11 protein-coding genes and 1 pseudogene are annotated in these 19,428 nt (G+C 44.6%); 7 read left to right on the top strand and 5 right to left on the bottom strand.

Features of this window, described 5'->3' with window-relative positions:
- Window positions 1-31 precede the first annotated feature (31 nt).
- Window positions 32-2,683, top strand: coding sequence for a caspase family protein (locus MC7420_RS35485; RefSeq protein WP_006102468.1), 2,652 nt, complete (start codon window positions 32-34; stop codon window positions 2,681-2,683).
- A gap of 33 nt (window positions 2,684-2,716) precedes the next feature.
- Here MC7420_RS35485 and MC7420_RS20020 read toward each other — a convergent pair whose 3' ends face one another.
- Complete coding sequence (locus MC7420_RS20020) at window positions 2,717-3,166, bottom strand: hypothetical protein (RefSeq protein ID WP_006102450.1); 450 nt, start codon at window positions 3,164-3,166, stop codon at window positions 2,717-2,719.
- A 51-nt stretch (window positions 3,167-3,217) separates the two neighbouring features.
- Here MC7420_RS20020 and MC7420_RS20015 point away from each other — a divergent pair, with 51 nt between their 5' ends.
- The 5 genes from MC7420_RS20015 to MC7420_RS19995 all read left to right on the top strand — a co-directional run bounded on the left by MC7420_RS20015 (window position 3,218) and on the right by MC7420_RS19995 (window position 10,842).
- Window positions 3,218-4,747, top strand: a complete 1,530-nt coding sequence (locus MC7420_RS20015) for a caspase family protein (protein ID WP_044208390.1) — start codon at window positions 3,218-3,220, stop codon at window positions 4,745-4,747.
- Window positions 4,748-4,761: 14 nt separating this feature from the next.
- Window positions 4,762-5,304, top strand: coding sequence for a hypothetical protein (locus MC7420_RS20010; protein ID WP_006102387.1), 543 nt, complete (start codon window positions 4,762-4,764; stop codon window positions 5,302-5,304).
- A 24-nt stretch (window positions 5,305-5,328) separates the two neighbouring features.
- Window positions 5,329-7,917 carry a lipopolysaccharide kinase InaA family protein gene (locus MC7420_RS20005; RefSeq protein WP_006102404.1) on the top strand — a complete coding sequence of 863 codons (2,589 nt, stop codon included), beginning with the start codon at window positions 5,329-5,331 and terminating at the stop codon, window positions 7,915-7,917.
- A 140-nt stretch (window positions 7,918-8,057) separates the two neighbouring features.
- Complete coding sequence (locus MC7420_RS20000; protein ID WP_044208388.1) at window positions 8,058-9,407, top strand: hypothetical protein; 1,350 nt, start codon at window positions 8,058-8,060, stop codon at window positions 9,405-9,407.
- 82 nt (window positions 9,408-9,489) lie between these two features.
- On the top strand, window positions 9,490-10,842 hold the full coding sequence (locus MC7420_RS19995) for a TIGR03985 family CRISPR-associated protein (RefSeq protein WP_006102503.1): 1,353 nt from the start codon (window positions 9,490-9,492) through the stop codon (window positions 10,840-10,842).
- A gap of 244 nt (window positions 10,843-11,086) precedes the next feature.
- On the opposite strand, the gene MC7420_RS19990 is transcribed toward MC7420_RS19995, so the two are convergent.
- Window positions 11,087-12,169 (bottom strand): site-specific integrase, encoded by a 1,083-nt coding sequence (locus tag MC7420_RS19990; RefSeq protein WP_006102458.1) that lies wholly within the window; start codon window positions 12,167-12,169, stop codon window positions 11,087-11,089.
- Between the two features lie 840 nt (window positions 12,170-13,009).
- On the opposite strand from MC7420_RS19990, the pseudogene fusA reads away from it, so the two are divergent.
- Window positions 13,010-15,092: pseudogene (fusA, locus tag MC7420_RS43880) on the top strand (elongation factor G).
- Window positions 15,093-15,246: 154 nt separating this feature from the next.
- On the opposite strand, the gene MC7420_RS19980 reads toward fusA, so the two are convergent.
- Genes MC7420_RS19980 through MC7420_RS19970 form a run of 3 tightly spaced genes read right to left on the bottom strand, consistent with a single transcriptional unit; the run spans window position 15,247 to window position 19,411 of the window.
- Window positions 15,247-15,696: a hypothetical protein gene (locus MC7420_RS19980; RefSeq protein WP_006102422.1), complete on the bottom strand. Its 450-nt coding sequence runs from the start codon at window positions 15,694-15,696 to the stop codon at window positions 15,247-15,249.
- A 17-nt stretch (window positions 15,697-15,713) separates the two neighbouring features.
- Window positions 15,714-17,528, bottom strand: coding sequence for a DNA repair helicase XPB (locus tag MC7420_RS19975; RefSeq protein WP_006102478.1), 1,815 nt, complete (start codon window positions 17,526-17,528; stop codon window positions 15,714-15,716).
- A gap of 38 nt (window positions 17,529-17,566) precedes the next feature.
- A complete protein-coding gene (locus tag MC7420_RS19970) occupies window positions 17,567-19,411 on the bottom strand; it encodes a helicase-associated domain-containing protein (protein WP_006102485.1) in 1,845 nt (614 codons plus the stop codon).
- Window positions 19,412-19,428: the final 17 nt, after the last annotated feature.

Raw genomic sequence — 19,428 nt, 5'->3', positions numbered from 1 at the left:
AGAGTTAGTATTAATTTTCAACACTCTGCCCATGAAACGTCAAGCGCTAGTGGTTGGTATCAATCGCTATCCCTTTCTCAAAAATTCACAGACTGGGCAGTATGCAAATCTATCAGCACCAGCGAATGATGCTGAGACTATAGCGCAATTCTTGGAAAAATACGGCACAGACGAAAAAAGGTGGAGTGTCCGGCGCTTACCCGAAGTCATCCAAGACAAGAAATTCAGGGTGGCGACTACAGAAACAGTAGGTCAAGAGAAGTTGTCAACGGCAATTCGGGAACTTTTCAATCCAGAACCTCACCATATCCCCGATGTGGCGCTGTTTTTCTTTGCCGGACATGGGTTACGCAAACAGCAGAATGGAAAAACTGAGGGTTTTTTAGCCACTAGTGATACCAATCAGAGGACAAAGTGGGGGATTCGTCTGAACTGGTTGCGTCAAGTTTTACAGGAAAGTCCCGTGCAACAGCAGATTGTCTGGCTAGATTGTTGTCATAGCGGGGAGTTACTCAATTTTTTGACTGAAGCTGAGTTGAAGGATTGGCTTTCTGGAGGCGATCGCTGTTTAATTGCAGCTTGTCGAGATGATCGCAACGCCTATGCTACGGGTAAGCATGGAGTTTTGACAGAGGTATTATTACAAGGACTTAACCCCCAGCAGCAACCCTCAGGAGAATGGGTTACCAGTGGCACACTGACAAATTTTCTGCAAAAGCAAGTAGAAACTCATCGGGTGCTGCAACGTCAGATTCCTCTATCCCGTCACTTTGGAGAACAGATTCGGTTTTGGCAGGGAAAGAATGTACCTCAAATCAGCAGAAAGGACTATCAAAATCGGTGTAATTTGCTTAAACAAGTCAAGCAGGAAGTAGAAGGAATTATCGCTCAATCATTACCCAATATCACGCCGATCACCTTACATAAACACAAGCAACCTAATCAAGTCCAACGCTCTTGGGATACGGAGGTGAAAACGGGTAACTATGCACCTACACCGCTCCCGTCAGGTACAAAAATAATTGAAGTATTTGAACAGTCAGACATTGGGGGAAAGTTATTAATACTGGGGCAACCTGGAGCGGGAAAAACCATAACCCTGTTAGAACTGGCAAGGGAACTCCTCACCCGTGCTGAGACTGACGTGGATGAGCCGATTCCAGTGTTTCTGAATCTTTCATCTTGGAAATACAATAACCAGAAGATTGCTGATTGGCTAGTGGATGAAATCAGCGATCGCTATAAATTCTTGTCTACAAAAACTGTTAAACTGTGGCTAAAAGCCAGTAAGCTATTACCTTTGTTAGATAGTCTCGATGAGTTAGAGTCAAAACGGCAAGAGAAATGTATACAGGCAATTAATGAGTTTTTAGCCAGTGAGTATCAACTGTTACCTCTGGTTGTGTGCAGTCGCTGCAAAGAATACCAACTCCACTCGACCCAATTGAATCTGCATGGAGCCATTGTTTTAGAACCCCTGAATAAGCTACAGGTTCAGGGGTATTTGGCAAGTATAAAGCAGACAGAACTGTGGGATACGATTAACTCGAATCCTGACCTAGTTGATTTAATTCGTGTGCCATTAATGTTAAGAATAATGACGATTGCATGGGAATCAATAGCAATTGAGGAGTGGCAGAACTGCAATTCACCCGATAGATATCGGGAGTATCTATTTAATGCCTATATCAAACAGATGTTGGCACGTAAGCTGAAATATACAAGGTATGCCCAAGCCAAAGAACCCGAACCCAAAACTATCAAACTTTGGTTGATTTATCTAGCCAAAAGATTAGAGGCTGAGTATAGAACAGAATTTTTAATTGAACGAATGCAACCTGGATGGTTACCCAATACCGTTTATAAACAAATTTACGCTTTGGGAGTGGGAGGAATTTTTGGTTTAATTGGAGGACTGATTGTGGGGCTGAGTGTCTTTCTAAGTATGCAGATTTTCACTGAACTATTTATAGGATTAATCGTCGCCGGAGGCGTAGGGGTTTATTTCGGGTTTTTCTTTGGGATTTGGGCTTGGTTAACCCTTGGACAAGCCTCAGAAATTAATCCCGTTGAAACGCTAAATACATCCTGGCTTCATTTAGGAAAATCCCTAGTTGTTGGACTAATTATCGGGCTGATCACCTGGGGCGTTACCGCGCTACTGTTTCCTCATTTTTTTGGGCGTCCACTGGGATGGATTGTTCCGGTAATTATTGGACCAATCTTGGTTGTTGTTTTTGAAATGACGGGACCGGATATCCAAATTCAGATGACTCCGAATCAGGGAATTTGGCACTCATTGAAGAATGCCATACGCTTTGCGATTGTAGGCGGAACTGTCATGGGTCTACTCGCTTTCCTGCTGAGTAAACAACTCTATTTTATAATCACTTCGAGCCTGTTCGTTAAACTATCATCTTCTGACCTATCTGCAACCACTGTTGTCCATCTGATTCTCTCAGGAATAGTGCTAGGACTTTTTTGGGGATTGACCCAAGCAGGTACAGCCTGTATTCAACATTTTACCCTACGTGTTATTCTCGTCTGTAATGGATCTATTCCCTGGAACTATACCCGTTTCCTCAATTACGCCACAAAACGTATGTTTCTACAACGAATTGGTGGGCGTTATAAGTTTAGCCATAAGTTTCTACAGGAACATTTTGCCAAAATGGAACCCTAACAAAATGAGACTTAAAGCCAATGTCATGGAAAATTAATAATCTGGCTGCACAAGTTTATCAACTCGTTTAATCCAATTAAGGGTTTTAGTCGTTTTCGTCGGTTGATCATCTTTTAACACTTTGATCGCAATTTTCACAATCGCCTCTGTCTTAACTTCTGCTTTGTCTTCTCCCCGTATTTCCCAGCTGCTACTCCTGTCAAAGGCTTGGGTGATTTCCTTCTCAGTAGGTGATAACTGAGGCTTCATCTCCTCTTCAAGCGTAGCGAGTTGATTTAAGCTCATTTGAAACTGTTGTTCGAGTTGGGGATTATTAGCAATGATAGCCATCAATCCCTCTCGAATGAACTCCCAATCATCCGGGTCAAGTTCTAGCTGTTCGCCAATCTCAAATAATTTAGCGTTGTCCTCAGCACTCATGGGAGGTTCTAAGTTATTTAGAGCCAGCAATAACGCCAATAACGTATCAGATGCTGCATTCATCGCCTGATTGAGGTACTATAACAAGTATTAATTTTAGTTGATTGTACAGATATGAGGCGGCAAGCATTGGTAGTCGGTATTAATCGATACCCCGGCTTGAAAGAAACACCGACAAGCGACACCCCCGATCTGAAAACCGCCGTGAGTGACGCTGAAGCGATCGCTCGTCTCCTCGAACTTTACGGTAGCTTTAAGGTGGAGCGACTTCCCCATCGTCATGTGGATGCATCCCAATTCGATAGTACAGGGTTGGTGACAGCCAAGGAGTTGAAGATTGCCATTACTCAGCTATTCTTACCGGAAGAAAACAATACTCCCGATGCTGGATTGCTTTTTTTTGCGGGTATCGGCTTGTCACAGCCGCATCAAAATGGACAAACCGAAGGCTTTTTAGCAACCAGTGACACCAATCCCAGGAGAGGGCGGTGGGGGATTTCCCTGAAAGAGTTGCGTCAATGGTTGCAAAATAGTCCGGTTCAGCAACAGATTGTCTGGCTCGATTGTAGCCATAGTGGGGAATTCTTAAAAGAAATTGAGGCAGAAACGGTAAGGCGCGATCGCTGTTTTATTGTGGCGGCGTCAGATAAGTCTCAAAAAGCTAGTGCTTATCAAGGGCGTGGGTTACTCACGACGGCTCTTTGTCAACGTCTTAACCTCAGCAATTCTGACGATAAAATGGTAACAAATTACCTGTTAGAACATAATATTAACGATACCCTTGGCGAAGGAATAAACAAACAAAACCCTAGGGTTCACAATAGGGGAAACTCAATCATTCTAACCGTTAAGCCAATAATTCCACAAGTTTTACTACCTCAAGAACCCCATCCGCTCGATTGCTTATGGGAGAAAACTAATGGCTGGTTTTCGGAGACCCATTCTTTGATGAAACATAATTTTGACAAGGACTGTCAATACTCCACCTATAAAGACGAGGTAAATAAGGCATTAGGGATAGATCTCCCTGGTGAATGGTGGAATAATCCGAAATCTGCCCATAATCTATACGAGTCGCTGAAATCCTTATGCGGTGAAACTTTTTCTGGATGGAGTAAGAGAGGCGATCGGCATATTTCTGTGGGTGCTGCTTACTTAATCGCGTTAATGGCTCATCAAGCGAGTTGTAAGCATATCACTCCCCTGATTGAAGGGATCAGTGATTGGGAAGGCTGCGAAAAAGCTTCTCGTTATTTTATATTTCCCGTACAAATTTCAAAGGATGCAGCAGCTTCGGCTAAGGCGTTATATGATGTTTTTAAATTCTTATTTGAACGGCAAGGTCTAACCCAGGATTCCCAAGTTGAACGTGTATTCTTTGAGCCACCCGGAAATCAGTTAACCATTCAGTTTAAATGGTCAGCTAAGGAACCCGCTAAAGACAATCCAAAAACTCGGACTCTAGCTAAATTTACATCTTCAATCATGTCTAAAGACCAACTCTTAATTGAACCGCCCAATAACACTAGTAACGCTATTCTAAAACTTTGGTCAAGACTGTTTGTGAGTGAAAATGGTTTTATGAGTCCCGGAGTCATTTACATGAATGAAGATCAGCTAGTTATCGCATCTTTAGGTTCCTAAAAGGAGAAATTTTTATGACCGTAAACACTCCAACTACAGCCTGTATTGTTTGTAGTGATAGGAAACAAAAACGGGTTAATAAATTGGTCAGGCTGCTCCAGAATAAATTCTCTAAAATTTATGTCATTTCCTCGGATAGGGGACAACCTAAAGCATACACAACTCAGAACCCTGAAGGAAAAAAAATACCTCGTAAAGAATTACCTAAGAAGGTAGCAGTTGCCTTCATTCATGCAAGTGATGCTCCTGCGCTTTGGCAAGGGCGGGATATGAATGCCGATCACATTTTCAAGTTTTCCACAGATGGCAATCCACCAGTTACAAATGGAGAATTACCCATTAATCGAAAAAATTATCCTGATGATTTTGGTATAACCGATGAAGACATTGACCAAGTTATTAATTACATAAATCATCCCAGTTCACAACCTTTGCCAGATATGTGCAAACCTGCCAAATTTGACTGGTGTGAACTGGGACAAAAAGCAATTATAAACTTACTCGACAAGCAAGAGGAGAGAAGCAGAATATTTTATTTCCTGAGGTTAGAGAATTAATCAAAAAAAATAGTTATTTTCAACATGAACCAGTTATCACCAGAAGACTTAAAAAAACATCTTAAAATAATCGTGGGAGGCATCAAGCCAATCCTATACGTGTTTGATGACTATAACAACTATGTTACTTGTGAAAACACTATCTGGAAACCAAAGAGTAACGTTTTGGGCAAAGGCATTGGCGAATACTATTGTCCTCAGTCAGAGGATTATGCAAGTTCCGACAATCAACTCCAAGAAATCCTGCAGGGCTTTTGCCTAGATTTGAATAGCTTATCAATTTTCTGTCACGTCAAAGCCCCACCGCTTTGGATTCCCAACACAATGCCAAGTTATGAACTCATTGGTGCTACATTACCCTTTGCTGAACTAGACGGCGATCGCGCCCAAATAGCTGCATTCCTTGTAGACTTTGAGTGGAAGCCTACCCTACTTGATTATAGTCAGGGTTCTGATCAAAACTGGACAGAAATGGGATACCGCGCCATTCATTTGCTGACTCAAAGATATCCAGAAATTCCCTCATTCTTGTATACAGGTATCCAAAATTTAGATCTTCTCGAGCGGGGTTTATCCTCTGGAGCATCCTGGTGCTTCTACAAACAAAAAACCCATCATATTCAACCACCAGAACCAGGTTCATTCTCCCTTGAAAATCTAAATTACATCAGCCTAGAGCGTCATTTAGCAGAAACGGCAAAAACTCGCTACAGTTCTTATCAAGAAGTTCCCTTCCCAAACCAATTTCATGTTGAACCCAACACGCCAGCAGGCGCTCACTTATTTCAACAACTCGATCTAGCTAAACCCATTGACAGATGTAGTCGGGGTCAAGCCTTACAGAAACTCATTGCTGAACTTTTCCCCACAGGAGATCAAGTCCAACCCGTCAAAGTGCTTACCTCTGGCAAGTCAGGTGCTCAAGCCACCTTTTTTGTTAAACCGAAAAACCAAGCCACTCGCTTCCTTAAAATTGCTTCTTGGCTTAGCATTCAAAAAGAATATCTAGCTTATCAACAAATTATTCAACCTCTGCTCAATAGTTACACGGCTACCATTATCCGTAAACCCCTTTTCAGTGAAGGAAACGGTGATCAAGTTCTTATCGGTGCATTGATGTATTCTCTAGCCGGATTTCCTGAAGACTATCAGAAACTACGTTCCCTCGATAGCCTATTTCAACAATATCTCCATCAACCTGAAGGGGGAGATATTCTGATGGCAAAAATTGAGGCGACGCTAGAAACAGTACTCAAGAACTTATTTTACTGCGGAGCATCTGAATCTCCTCTCCAAACTGAACAACGTCCCCTGTGGAGTTGGTTAGGTGAAGTGCTTCCGCCTTTGTCTGGGGTGCTGATTCCTCTCAAGTCAGTTAGCAGCGAACAATTAGATAACCCTCAGTATAAAATGCCATCCTATTCTTTGTCGGAATATAATGATAAAGTGGCATGGATATTAGCATCATTTGAACTGTCCCGTCAGCTCGAACACGTCTGTTCTCCGAATTGTTCAGCGTGGGATAATCAATTTCCTAAAAAGGTGCTGTTGTCGGGTTGGTTTCTATCGGAACTCGAATGTCAAGGCGATGAATTTACCGAGGGTAGTATCACTCTGACTCACCCCAATTTGGGGTTAAGGATGCGACTGCGTGGTAAAAGTCAAGATATCAAAGAACGGTTTAGTACCCCTTGGATTCGCCCGGGAATGGCTGTAGACGTATTGGCTTGTCTGGATGAAAAAAGCCGAGAGGTTGAGAAAATTAAGCGCAAGATTGCACAGTCTATTTGGTCAGAAATGAGCCTAAAATCTCTATCAGAGGATGAAACTCTCAACCATCTGCTGAACACATTTAGCGAAGTCAGTGGCAAACAGCTAGCCAATCCATTTGACTGGTTGGGTAATCGCCCCTTACTTCCCTATCACTATACTATTGCTGGACACAGTGGGTCAATTCATGGTGACTTGAACCTGCAAAATATCCTCTTTGCTGGGGAGAAAGAGCAAGTTGGGTGGTTAATCGACTTTGAGCGATCGCAAAAACAGGGTATGGTTGCTTTTGATTTAGCCAAGCTTGAGGTTCAAATCTGGAATCACCACCTTACTCCCTGTTTAACCCAGTTAGCGACTACCTTGGAATCTCCGGATACCTCGAAACCACAGATATGTTACCATCTGCTGGATTTAGCACTCAAGGCAACGGATTTTGAAGACTATAGTGCTGAACTATTCCAAACTCAGTTAAAATTGAATGATTTACTGTTATCAGCTTCTGATTTACTACTTATTCCTATTGCCAACACTATCAAATTAATTGCTTGTATACGGGGTTTTGCGATGAAACAATGTCAATTAACACCTATAGAATTGAGTTGGGCAAGGGCGGTGTATTGCTTAAATTCAGCCAAATATCCCAACCTTAGTTCTTGGTATTGTATTTTGGCTTTTTTAGCCTCAGCTTGGCATTTAGATGCTGTTCACCCAGAACTCAATTGTGAATATTATTCTTTTGACAGGATTAAACAATGTCCAAAAGCCTCAACTCATAAGCAGCAAATCGATGGTTTTCTTGTTAAATTAGAACGGCATCATGAATCACTTAATTATCGTTAATGTTTGGTGATATTAATCAAAATATTATGGCAAATAGTTAATATAAAAAAGTATAGTGTTTCAGATAATATATAGAGATTTAGACGGCTAATTAGTCGTGTTAGAAAAAAATGATATCTCTTAATCACTTAACCTACCAGATGTCAAAGTCACAGCTTTCTGACTCCTTGCAGTCTAGTTGGACATCAAACGCTTCAGAACGCTGGGATTTTGCTTCAACAGAATGTGTTGCCGATATTACCCCTATTATTGGTTATTTGTGGCTACAAGTTGCTGCCAATAACTGCCAGACAAGATTGGCGATCAAGCTTGCAAATAAAGGAAATCGCTGCGGTGTCGTAGATATATTACAAACAGGTGGTTGGTCTTTTCCCACCAATCCTCAAGCCATTTTACAGCAAGCTAGAGCTAGTCGGGGAGTAATTTCTCAAATCAATGAAGAGTTAGCCCTCGTCAATACTATCTTAAGAGAAAACTATCAAGACACAAACCTTCTGCATAATATTATATTCACGTATGCCTCCATTCTCTCTCAGCAAATTTCCATCGGTTGCACCCATAGCATTGTTGATGTAAAACTTGGAAAAAGAACCAATGTCATTGCGCCTTGGATGACTGATGTTCAGCTTAAACAAATCAGCAAAAATTTTAGTGAAGATTGCAAACAAAAACTGGTGATTTATAAATCGGAATGGTTAGAAGCATTTCAAGCAATTTTAGTAGAAGCGGGTGCGGCTAAGCCAGAGAATCTGATGATTAAAAATAATCCATGGATAGTTCAAAATTGCCAAGGCGAACTGGCCGATTTAGTTCAAGTGCGCTGGTTACTGACGAATGGGAGTATGCCTCAATGTCGCGCCATTGGCAGACAGTTAATTTTGCTCCACATCAATGAGTTGATTTCTGGCAATGATAACCTATTGACTGGTAATAATAATGAATATCAAAAACTATATTGCCAAATACTACCCCGTATTTGTGGGGCAAATGCCAACTGGAATGACCTACAAACGCAATGGAATCGTTTCCAGAATAGATTGCCAAAAGTCAGTGATTTTATCGTAAGACAATACTTGAAGAATGACAGATATGAGGAATTGGAAAAAAGTTACGGTGATCCGGGAAATGATCTAAACATAATATCGTTTGGCTTGTTCCCTTATCATTTAGCAGATCAAGAGACGACCGTCCTTATTAAAGAAATGAATGCTTCCTATTTGGATAAATTATTTGAATGGCTTTGTCGTGGTAACACTTATGACCCGGAAGTGGGAATCTGGCTGCATAAACTGCCTGGAGAAGAAGTACAAGCATTAATAAGACAGGAGCAAAATCCTCAATCGGAGAAGTTGCGGAACTTCAAAAAACTAGCAAGTATTGACCAGTGGCAAGAGCCTGTGATATCGATTTTCTATCGACCTAGCATTTGTTCAGAGTCTGAGGTAATGGCTAAAGTTAGGCAATTTTTGTGCCAGGGAGTTAATATATAAAAAACAACTTTATTCTCATGGCTATTGTCTGTTAGCGGGTTAATCAACTTCTTATTCATAATTTATCTATTAGGAGAGCTATATGAGTGACCAATTCTTTAGCGATCGCCCAACTGTAGAACTGCTAAAGCGGCTAACACCGGGTTCTTTGAAGCAAGAGTTACCAAAAGCCGTGCGCTTGTGGGTATTGTTGCGTTGTTTGTATGGTGATTTGAAAGATAAATATATCTTAAGTGACCCTTTCACCTATCCAGATTGGCGGGATAATTTCTTTACGACAAACCATCCTAAAGGAGAAATAAAACCACCTGTCCATGATCCCAACTGTCCCTGTGTCTTAACAATGGCATACTGGTTATTCGATTCAGAGACAGGACTGTTAGAAGAGGAGTGGAGGCAGTCTCTAGAGCAGCACGATTCTGTTCCTCAGAATTTAAACAAGTTATTACAGCAACGATTGTTTGCTCGAACTCCAAAAACCCTGGTAAGTGATCTCAAACGATTAGTAAAACTGGGTTGGTTAAGATACAAACAAAACCAATATTTTCGGGTTGCTATTTTACCTTATCCAACCCTAAGTTCTACATATAATAGAAATTCGGATGATGAATTTAACTTTTTCAATAACATTGACATAGCAGCAACTGCAGAGAACTTCTCTAAGCCAATTGGGGGAAATCAGCGCTTTTTCATATACCTTGACTACGTACCTCATCCCGAAACTCAAGACAAAATTGAGGAATTACAGGAGCAACTGCAACAGATATGGAATGAAATACCGATCCCCTGTGTACTATTCGACTATCGCAGCACTCGCCTTGCGAAATTAAACAAATCCGTTCAATGTGTAGTGTATCCAGTCTGTATTTATTATGTAGGTCGGACAATCTACCTAGTTGCTTGGGGTCGAAATCCTATTGGTCAAGTGAATTGGTACAACTATCGTCTCGATAAAATACAAGGAAAACTTATATCCTTAACTTGGACAGACAAGCGTATTCCTGAAAAGCTTATCCAGAGGTATCACGAGAATCATCTATTTACACCCGATTACGTCGAAAAAGAATTGGACGAGGCGTTGGGGTTTGACTTCTATGAAACAGCCTCTCTCATGCTACTGAGATTTGAAGGAGATTATCACCAACGTTACATCAAGGGGACGTTCCGCCATAAAACATTTAAGCAAGTGAGTTACCAGGAGGCAGTTCATCTGATTCAGCAACAAGCTCAATCACCAGAAGAAGAAAAACTTTTGGAAATTGTGCGATCGCGTCCCCCTCAAGATGCTTACTACACCCTCTGCTATCGAGAAAATGATCCCAATGTAAAGCAGCGTTTAGGAGCATGGCGCGATCATGTTGAAGTCCTTTACCCTTGGAAAATGCGGCAGTATTTTGCTGAGTATATTCATCGGCTATGGCAACTTTACAAGTAGAGAGAGTAGCTGAAAAAATGACTCTATACCGTCATTTTATTGTTGAGAATATACTCAAGTAAGTTCAAACCCTGGACTTTGGACAAAAGAAAATGGGTTCGCTCAGAATCTTGACGAACCTATTGAGGAAAAATTACAAGAATTTTTTTGCTCATCGAATGACACAATCCTGCCAATCCGTTTGCCGAAAACTGCAAAAAACACCATTTCGAGTGAAGAGGATTTAACCGCTCAGTATTTTCCTTCAAAAATCGGTCAAATCCTCCTCTAACTTAACTTGCGGCGGTCTAGGTCGGTCAGGTTTAGCCAACAACCGCTCAAAAGCTAGCTGATGGTGTTGGTCAGCCAACCACGCATGATACGTTTGACTATGAATCGTCGCCGAATGTCCCATTTGTTGCGCCGCCAGCCCAATTTCCAGACCATACTGCATACTCCGAATCGCCCAACAGTGGCGCAAATCATAAGGGCGAAACGGCATCTCCTGACGCCGGAAATACCGAGTCACTCTGTTCCCCAAATCGCGGTTGGTCTTCCCGTGACAAGCAGGCAGTTTAACCTCACTCAAGCTAAACTCCTCCACCCACTCCGGATGCAGGGGCCAGACTCGCCTAGCCCCCGTTTTCCCCGCCAAAACCCTCAACACTCCCCCACCCTGGGAAAACTCTTCTAAATCCAGATAAAACAACTCATGGGGGCGCAATCCGTAGGTCGCCAGCATCCCATAAGCCCAGCGCCAAGCGGGGTTAGACAGGCGATAGTACCACTCAACAATCACCAGATCACTCGGTAAAGAGCGGGGAGACACTTTAGTCGGAGAGTAGTTTCCGGCAAACCGCTTGGCATCAAAATCAACACTCGCTATTTTGGCTAACTTATCCAACGCCAAACAAGTCTTCTGACGGATGCGAGTATCTGGCGGCGTCGCGGCGATAGCCTTTTTGAGGATTAGTTCGGTCAACGGTTGGTCACCAGGCAGGCGCTTAAACACCTCATTGTAATTCGTTTCCCAAGTCGTCAGAGATTGAGGCGTTTTAGCTCGCCGCATAAAATAATCCATTTTTAGCGCACCAACCCAATCCCCAACTGTTTTATAAGGCAGGGTTCCCGTCAGGCGATGGCGCAAATAAGGCTTCCAAGAAAATTCCCCACTCTCAAGCCGAAAACCCACTTTACGGGCTTCTTTTTCCGCCATAGAAAGCCCGTCAACCGTGGCATAAACTCCCAAAGCAATCTCTTGTTGATGAGGAAAAGACTTATTACTCATTGGACGCGGGGGAAGTGTTGCCCGCAAATATAATCGATTGCCTTTAATAATAATTGTCACCCTCGTCTTATCACTTTTCAGTCTCCTGTTAGCCCGATTAAGCAACTCAATAAATTCACAATCTTTCATCAATAATTTGGATATAATAAAAACGAGTACACTTCAACACCGAGGGAGTTGGAAAGATGGAGACAGAGACTAGGCGATCGCCCTTGCCCTTAATCGTCAAACCCTCGTTCTTATGGGCATCCCACCCCGTTGACTCCCCATCTTCTCACCTGGGTGACAATCTGTCCCTCTAACCGCAAGTCAGTGTTGGGCGGTTTCCCCCCCTTGAGTATAGGACAAAAGCAGACTTAAGCCAAAGACGGGAAGGGTTCTAGTGTCTTCCCTCATTTTTCCCTCTGTTGGTTTGTATCCGTGCGATCGCAGAAAATGAGGGGGGTAATAATTGTATGATTGAATACATAAAACTAGGGGGTGGCTCAAAGATGGCTCCCTAATAATACTAACGTAGTTGCAACGAAAGAAGGTACCCAGTTGAAAATTTTGGAGTGCAAGTAACTGCCTGATTGCTGCTCTCGATTATCTGACCTAGTTGTTGATATATACCCCATCTTAATTGAAACCTGGAGATTTTAGTATAGAAAAACTACGGGTTTCAATGTAGACGCGGTTTCAGGGAAGCGATGTCCCCCCGCTTTCTTGAGTCTTCAGTCACTTTTTTCTACACCTATGATTTTGAACTCTCGGCATGGTTCTACGAAGATGGGTTGGGTTTGGAGTTATGCCTCGCTCAAGGTAGCTGATTGACACTTGTAGTATTTATGTAGCATTTTGGTGACATTGCCGCAGCAGCGGCACAATGTCCATCACTCTGGCATAAAAGGAGCCAGTAACATGATTCCCCGAAGTAATATCCGCAACATTGGAATTTCTGCCCATATCGACTCCGGTAAAACCACATTGAGCGAACGGATTCTTTTCTACACGGGCAGAATTTATAAAATTGAAGAGGTTCGGGGAGGTGGTTCGGGTGCCACAATGGATTTCATGGAATTGGAGGGGGAAAGGGGAATTACCATTACCTCAGCCGCGACAACTTGTACTTGGAACGATACCCAAATTAATCTGATTGATACCCCTGGACATGTTGATTTCACGATTGAAGTCGAGCGATCGCTAAGGGTTCTTGATGGTGCGATTATGGTACTCTGTGCGGTGGCAGGGGTGCAGTCGCAGTCGCTGACGGTAGACAGGCAGATGAAGCGCTATCGTATCCCCCGGATTGCGTTTATTAATAAGATGGATCGCTTGGGTGCGAATCCCTTCTCTGTTGTGCAAGCGCTGCGGGATAAGCTGAATCTGAATCCTTTACTACTTCAGTATCCTATCGGTAGTGAGCAGACTTTTGAAGGTGTCATCGATTTAATTGAGATGACGGCGCACTATTTTGCTGGCGAAAACGGCGAACAACGGCTGATTCTGCCGATTCCGGAAAACCTGCGGGAACAAGCACAAGAGGCGCGGGAGAAACTGCTGGATCTGCTTTCGATGTTCTCCGATACGATTATGGAGAAACTGTTGGACGGTGAGGCGGTTCCGCAAGCGTTGATGTGGGAAACCATTCGCAAGGCAACTTTAAGCCTCCAGTTAACCCCTGTGCTGATGGGTTCGGCATTCAAAAATAAAGGAGTGCAGAATCTATTAGATGGGATCGCCCATTATCTTCCTTCTCCCAATGAACGGGAAGTGGTGCAGGCGATTGACTCTCAGACGCAGGCGTCGGTGACGGTGGATTGTCATCCTGATAACCCTCTGTTAGCACTGGCGTTTAAAATTACCGATGAGGACACGGGACAGCTTACCTATACCCGCCTCTATTCCGGTACGCTACGCCAAGGAGATACCGTCAAAAATAGCCGCACGGGTAAGCGAGTGCGAATTGACTGGTGCGGATGCACGCTAACCACCGACAAGAGATAACAGAGGCGACGGCTGGGGATATTATTGCCCTGATGGGTATTGATTGTGCCTCGGGTGATACGTTGTGTGATTTGGGAAGCAATCTTTGCCTGGAGGGAATTGTGGTTCCCGAACCTGTGGTTACTCTGTCCATCATTCCCAAGCATCAGGATGATGTAGCACGTATGTCCAAAGCCTTGCATCGGTTTACACGGGAAGATCCTACATTCAGGGTTACGGTTGACCCGGAATCCAATCAAACCCTAATCAGTGGGATGGGGGAATTACATCTTGCCATCTACATTGAACGGATGAAGCGGGAGTACAAGGCTGAGGTGGATGTGGGTGCGCCAGCAGTGGCGTATCGGGAAACTATTTCCCAAGGGGCATCCTTTGACTATAAGCTGAAGAAGCAGGCGGGTGGTGCAGGTCAATACGCCCATGTCATTGGTCGAATTGAACCTTGTGAGGAAGCCTTTGCTTTTGAGAGTCAGGTTGTCGGCGGTGCGATTCCTCAGGAATTTATCTCGGCTTGTGAGAAGGGATTTCGGGAGGCGACGGCGAATGGAGTGCTGATGGGTTATCCGGTAACGGGTGTTAAGGTGATTCTCCAAGGGGGTAGCTATCACCGAGTTGATTCTAAGGACTTGGCATTTCGCTATGCAGCGGTGCAAGGATTTTTACAGGGGTTAGCGATGGCTAAACCGATTATCCTGGAACCGATTATGCGGGTGGATGTAGAGACACCGAATCAGTATCTGGGGCGGGTGCAAGGGGATCTTTGCGCCAGACGGGGTTTACTGTTGGGTTCAAAGACAATGGAAGGGTATTCAGTGATTCAGGCTGAAGTCCCCCTGAAGGAAATGTTTGGGTATTCTACGGCAGTGCGATCGCTTTGTTCGGGTCAGGCTAGCTTTACGATGGAGTTGGCAACCTATCGCCCGGTTCCGTCAACCCAATAGATGCAGTGAGGAGGGCGGGTTTTGTTTTTCATTTATTGGTGAGGAGCCGATTTTAGTCCCTAAACCCGCCCCTACAAATTGCCTTCAACCGCACTTAATCTCCATTAATGCCGCTTTGACCCGCTCAAACTCCCGCTTCAGCCGCGACACAACCTCGGAAGAGGGGGGAAATGCCTTGTTTGCCAAGCTTTTGAGCTGCTTGTCACCCCTTCAGGTGATGTTGTCTAACAATACACCAGAGGCGAAATTTTCATCATCGACATCTACCACTCCAAGTCCAATCATGAATGTTCCATCAAAGGGAATGACGAAACGACCATCTTCAGGTCCAGTAACAAAACCTGACTCCGAAGCGAACGTTGTATTAGAGGCAATAACTCCTCGTTTGGGCAGTAAATCCACTGATATATTTTCCCGTTGAGCCGTTACTATATCACCGGAGGGAATAGCGATACCAATTCCAAAGAAAAGGTCGTCGAAAAATCCGTTTGGTCGGGTTAGCTCGTTAGTCAGGAAATTAAAATCTAGTGTAAAAACATCTCCTGCCTTCGCTGTAAAGGTCTGTTTAATGGCAGAAGCTTGAACAACATTTTCTCCAGCGAGTAGATTGGCAGTTCCAGGAGGCAATCCGAGAAACGCTTCCAACTCGGCGGTGGACACAGCATCCGACTCGGTCGTTAGAAACGCTTGGAATGTCCCGTCTGTTGGACCTGTACCAATCTCTGAACCGACGATGCTAACGTTACCGATTGTATCCCAAAAAGCAAAATCCCCAGTTTCAAAACTACTATTTCTGAGGGTAGCCTGAGATGGACGCAAGAGAGAATCTCTATCTCATAGCCATAACCTTGCTCCGTCAAAAATAACTGTCGGTGACGGGCAAAATCTTCTTCACAAGTCCGCAGGGAAACTAGGGTATAGAAACGCGCCACTCTGCCATCGTTTTTAGGGCGCAGAATCCGTCCCAAGCGCTGGGCTTCTTCCTGTCGGGAGCCATATTTTCCTGAGACTTGAATTAACACGTCCGCATCGGGTAAATCAAGGGCAAAGTTACCGACTCTTGAGAGGACTAATCCTTTTAATTCGCCTCTGCGAAACAAGGAATAGAGTTCTTCCCGTTTCGTTTGGGAGGTTGAACCGACAATTAGGGGAAAGGCTGTCACCTTGGCTAAGTGTTTGAGTTGAGAAAGGTACTCCCCAATAATCAGGATTTTGTGGTCGGCTGCTTGTTGGATCAAATGCTGAACCACCTCAACTTTTCGGGGATTTTCTGCCGCCACTCGGAACTGCTGGCGACGAGGAGTAACCGCATAGTGCATTTGCTGCTCACTATCCTGGGGGATGCGAATTTCTGTACAACAGGCTGTGGCGATGAATCCTTGAGTTTCCAATTCACGCCAAGGTACGTCGTAACGCTTGGGACCAATGAGCGCAAAAACATCTCCCTCCCGTCCATCTTCTCGAATCAGAGTGGCAGTGAGTCCCAAACGCCTTCTGGCTTGGAGTTCAGCGGTGATGCGGAAGACAGGAGCTGGGAGTAGGTGGACTTCATCATAGATAATCAGCCCCCAGGAACGGGCGTTAAAGAGGGAGAAGTGAGGAAAATCAGCTGCTTGGTTAGGACGATAGGTGAGAATTTGATAGGTGGAGAGGGTGACGGGTGCGGTGGATTTAACCTCGCCACTGTATTCGGCAATGGCGTCAGGGGGTAAGTCGGTTTTATCGAGGAGTTCTCGACGCCATTGTCTCACGGAGGTTAAGCTGGTGGTTAGGATTAAGGTATGTTCGCCAACGGCTGCCATAGCTGCCATACCGACAATGGTTTTTCCTGCGCCGCAAGGAAGGCAAATGATGCCACTTCCCCCTTGGACGTAACCGGATTGATAGAAGGCTTCGGCGGCTTGTTGTTGGTACGGGCGGACTTGGAACGGTTGACCACTGCGAGTCTGAGAACGTAATTGCAGGGGTAAGGTGTCACCTGTAACGTATCCGGCTAAGTCTTCAGCTGGATAGCCCAGATCAACTAAGGCTTTTTTGAGTAGTCCGCGAAAGCTAGGGTTAAGGTGAAAGGAGACGGGGGAAAGGCGCTTTTCTAGGAAAGGGGCAACCGATTTTTCCCGGATTAAGAGTTCTGCCAAAGGCGGGTCAGCAACGTTAAGCTCAAGAAAGAAAGGATCGTCTTTTCGCTCAATGCGGGTGAGTCCGTAACGCTCTCCCAGAGTCCGGATTTCCTGAATTACTGCTTCGGGAACAGGGTACTTGGAATAGTGATGGAGTGCGGTGAGCATCCCTTCCACTGCTAATCCGGCGGCGCGAGCATTCCAAATACTCAAGGGGGTAAGGCGGTAGGTGTGGATGTGTTCTGGGCTTTTGATCAGTTCAGCAAAGGGAGCGATGGCAACTCTAGCCCCATCAGCCTTAGGGGAGTGAACCTCTAAGAGAATAGTGCGATCGCTCTGGACAATGAGGGCATTTTCGGGGTTGTAGGACATTTAAAGGCAGAAGAATCTAAGGCAGAAGGTAGAAGAGTTTAAGGCTTTGGCACACTATAACCTAGCTTCTGCAAAGCACGGTGAAACCGAGTTTCCGATTCAAGTGGCACCACTAAACGGCGTTCCCCAGCCAAGAAACAATACTTTTTGGTGCGGGAATCATTGGCAATTAAGAGGGCGATCGCCGGATCATTACATTCAATTAAACGGGCTGTTCCTAAATCCTGCAAACTCCCTGTCCGGGACTTGACATCGGCTAAAAATTGTTCAACGGTTTGGGGTAAAGGTTCCGGACTGCGTGCCACTAAGAAGTCTTCTAACTCTTGGAGTCTGTAACCTTCTGCGACGGCTTTGAGTAATTTCGTTGGCTCTAAACGCCACACCGCATCAGAAACCTTCTGGGTATACAACTCCAGTAGCAGCACATCAGCCGCTGTCAGGGATTCTCCCATTGCCGCTATTTCCAGATTGGGTAAGACTCGCAAAACGGGTTGAACCTCTGGAGAGGCTGGGGTGTAATGATCCGTTAGTTCTAAACAGTAAGCGCCAAGGGGAGTCAAGCGGAAATACAGCAACCCATCGTAGCGGCTCAAGAACTCTAGGTCATCGGTTCCCCAATTGTTGCAATAGTCAGAACGAGCCTCCCGTGGAGAAATGTACGCCACATCAACCATACCTAACGTGGCAGCATATTCAAATAATAGGCAGAGTACATACCTGCCTTGCAACATACTCCAGTCGTGATACCCCAGATAGCCTAAACTACCGTAGCCAGCTTCACAAATATAGAGATCCCAAGGGTTGCGGGTGACTTCAAAATCATAATCGCTTGCCTGGATGTAGCGAAAAAATTCATCCACCTGAATCCAATGATTGACGGGACAAGCGTATAGTGCCATTGTAATCGCCTCCCGCCGTCCCACCACAGCGGTTAAGCTTCTTTTCCCTTTACCCGTTTGCCCTTTAATCTGATCAATACGCCTGAATTCATCCAAAAGTTTAGTTTTACGCCATTTCTGCCAGAGGGTGTGTAGGGTTTTTGGAGGAGCAAGAGTGAGGGCTTTTTGACCCGCTTTGGTTAAACGCAGTTTTTTGCTGGACAACTCGGCTAAACCGCCTGCTTGCACGAGCATCGACCAAGCAAAGGCACGGATAAAGCCAATGGGTTGGTCATAAAAGTTATCCTCTTCTGGAGGGGGATCGGTGTAATAATCTCCACCAGAAAGTATCGCTGTCATGGTTTTCAAGGTAGCCGTAGAAGGAAAGCGAGTTTTATCGCTTACAGAGACCTTACCCGTATCAATCAGCCGCAGCACCGCTAATAAGTCTTGCTGTGCGGCTCTTTCCATCAACCGCTGCTCAACAGAAACATCGACAACTTGGGTTTTAAATGTTCTACTGTTGTAGTCAATGACGGGTTGTTCTTGCTGGATAGTTTTGGGAATCTCATCCTCTGTTTTCAGCTTAGCTTGAGCTGGAGGTGGCACGAAAGCAGACAAGCGTTTCTGCAAGTCTTCTGGCATCAGATAGTCGAAGAAAAATAGTCCCAACCTGGAAGGGTTTTGCAGGGTGCCATAGGCATTAACCGCCCCCCAATTGGGCAACTGCCCATACTTTGCCTGAAACTGAGCCGCATCAAAGTGTGAATCCAGTGAATAAACCACTTCTGATACAGCAGTTTGTTGGAGTGGGTCAAGTTTTTCCCACAGCACTTTGAGTTCTTTTCCTTTCAAATAGCGCTGAATTAGGTCAACCAGTTCGGCTTTGCGGGTTGGTCGTTCGGTTGTTGGCAGGTGTGGCAGGAGCCTTCTGAGATAGTCTACAGTTTGCTGGTTGAGCGCCTCAGCGACGGTGACAATGATTGGGTCTTTGGAGTAAGGCATCAGCACTGATGAAGGTG

Origin of the sequence: Coleofasciculus chthonoplastes PCC 7420, assembly GCF_000155555.1 — a bacterium.
Classification (GTDB): domain Bacteria; phylum Cyanobacteriota; class Cyanobacteriia; order Cyanobacteriales; family Coleofasciculaceae; genus Coleofasciculus; species Coleofasciculus chthonoplastes_A.
The sequence above is the reverse complement of the archived record's forward strand: the minus strand, read 5'-3'. Positions and strand labels throughout refer to the sequence as shown.

Coding starts and splice junctions, on each gene's coding strand:
- MC7420_RS35485 (WP_006102468.1), top strand. CDS start 32: ATGAAACGTCAAGCGCTAGTGGTTGGTATCAATCGCTATCCCTTTCTC.
- MC7420_RS20020 (WP_006102450.1), bottom strand. CDS start 3,166: ATGAATGCAGCATCTGATACGTTATTGGCGTTATTGCTGGCTCTAAAT.
- MC7420_RS20015 (WP_044208390.1), top strand. CDS start 3,218: ATGAGGCGGCAAGCATTGGTAGTCGGTATTAATCGATACCCCGGCTTG.
- MC7420_RS20010 (WP_006102387.1), top strand. CDS start 4,762: ATGACCGTAAACACTCCAACTACAGCCTGTATTGTTTGTAGTGATAGG.
- MC7420_RS20005 (WP_006102404.1), top strand. CDS start 5,329: ATGAACCAGTTATCACCAGAAGACTTAAAAAAACATCTTAAAATAATC.
- MC7420_RS20000 (WP_044208388.1), top strand. CDS start 8,058: ATGTCAAAGTCACAGCTTTCTGACTCCTTGCAGTCTAGTTGGACATCA.
- MC7420_RS19995 (WP_006102503.1), top strand. CDS start 9,490: ATGAGTGACCAATTCTTTAGCGATCGCCCAACTGTAGAACTGCTAAAG.
- MC7420_RS19975 (WP_006102478.1), bottom strand. CDS start 17,528: ATGTCCTACAACCCCGAAAATGCCCTCATTGTCCAGAGCGATCGCACT.
- MC7420_RS19970 (WP_006102485.1), bottom strand. CDS start 19,411: ATGCCTTACTCCAAAGACCCAATCATTGTCACCGTCGCTGAGGCGCTC.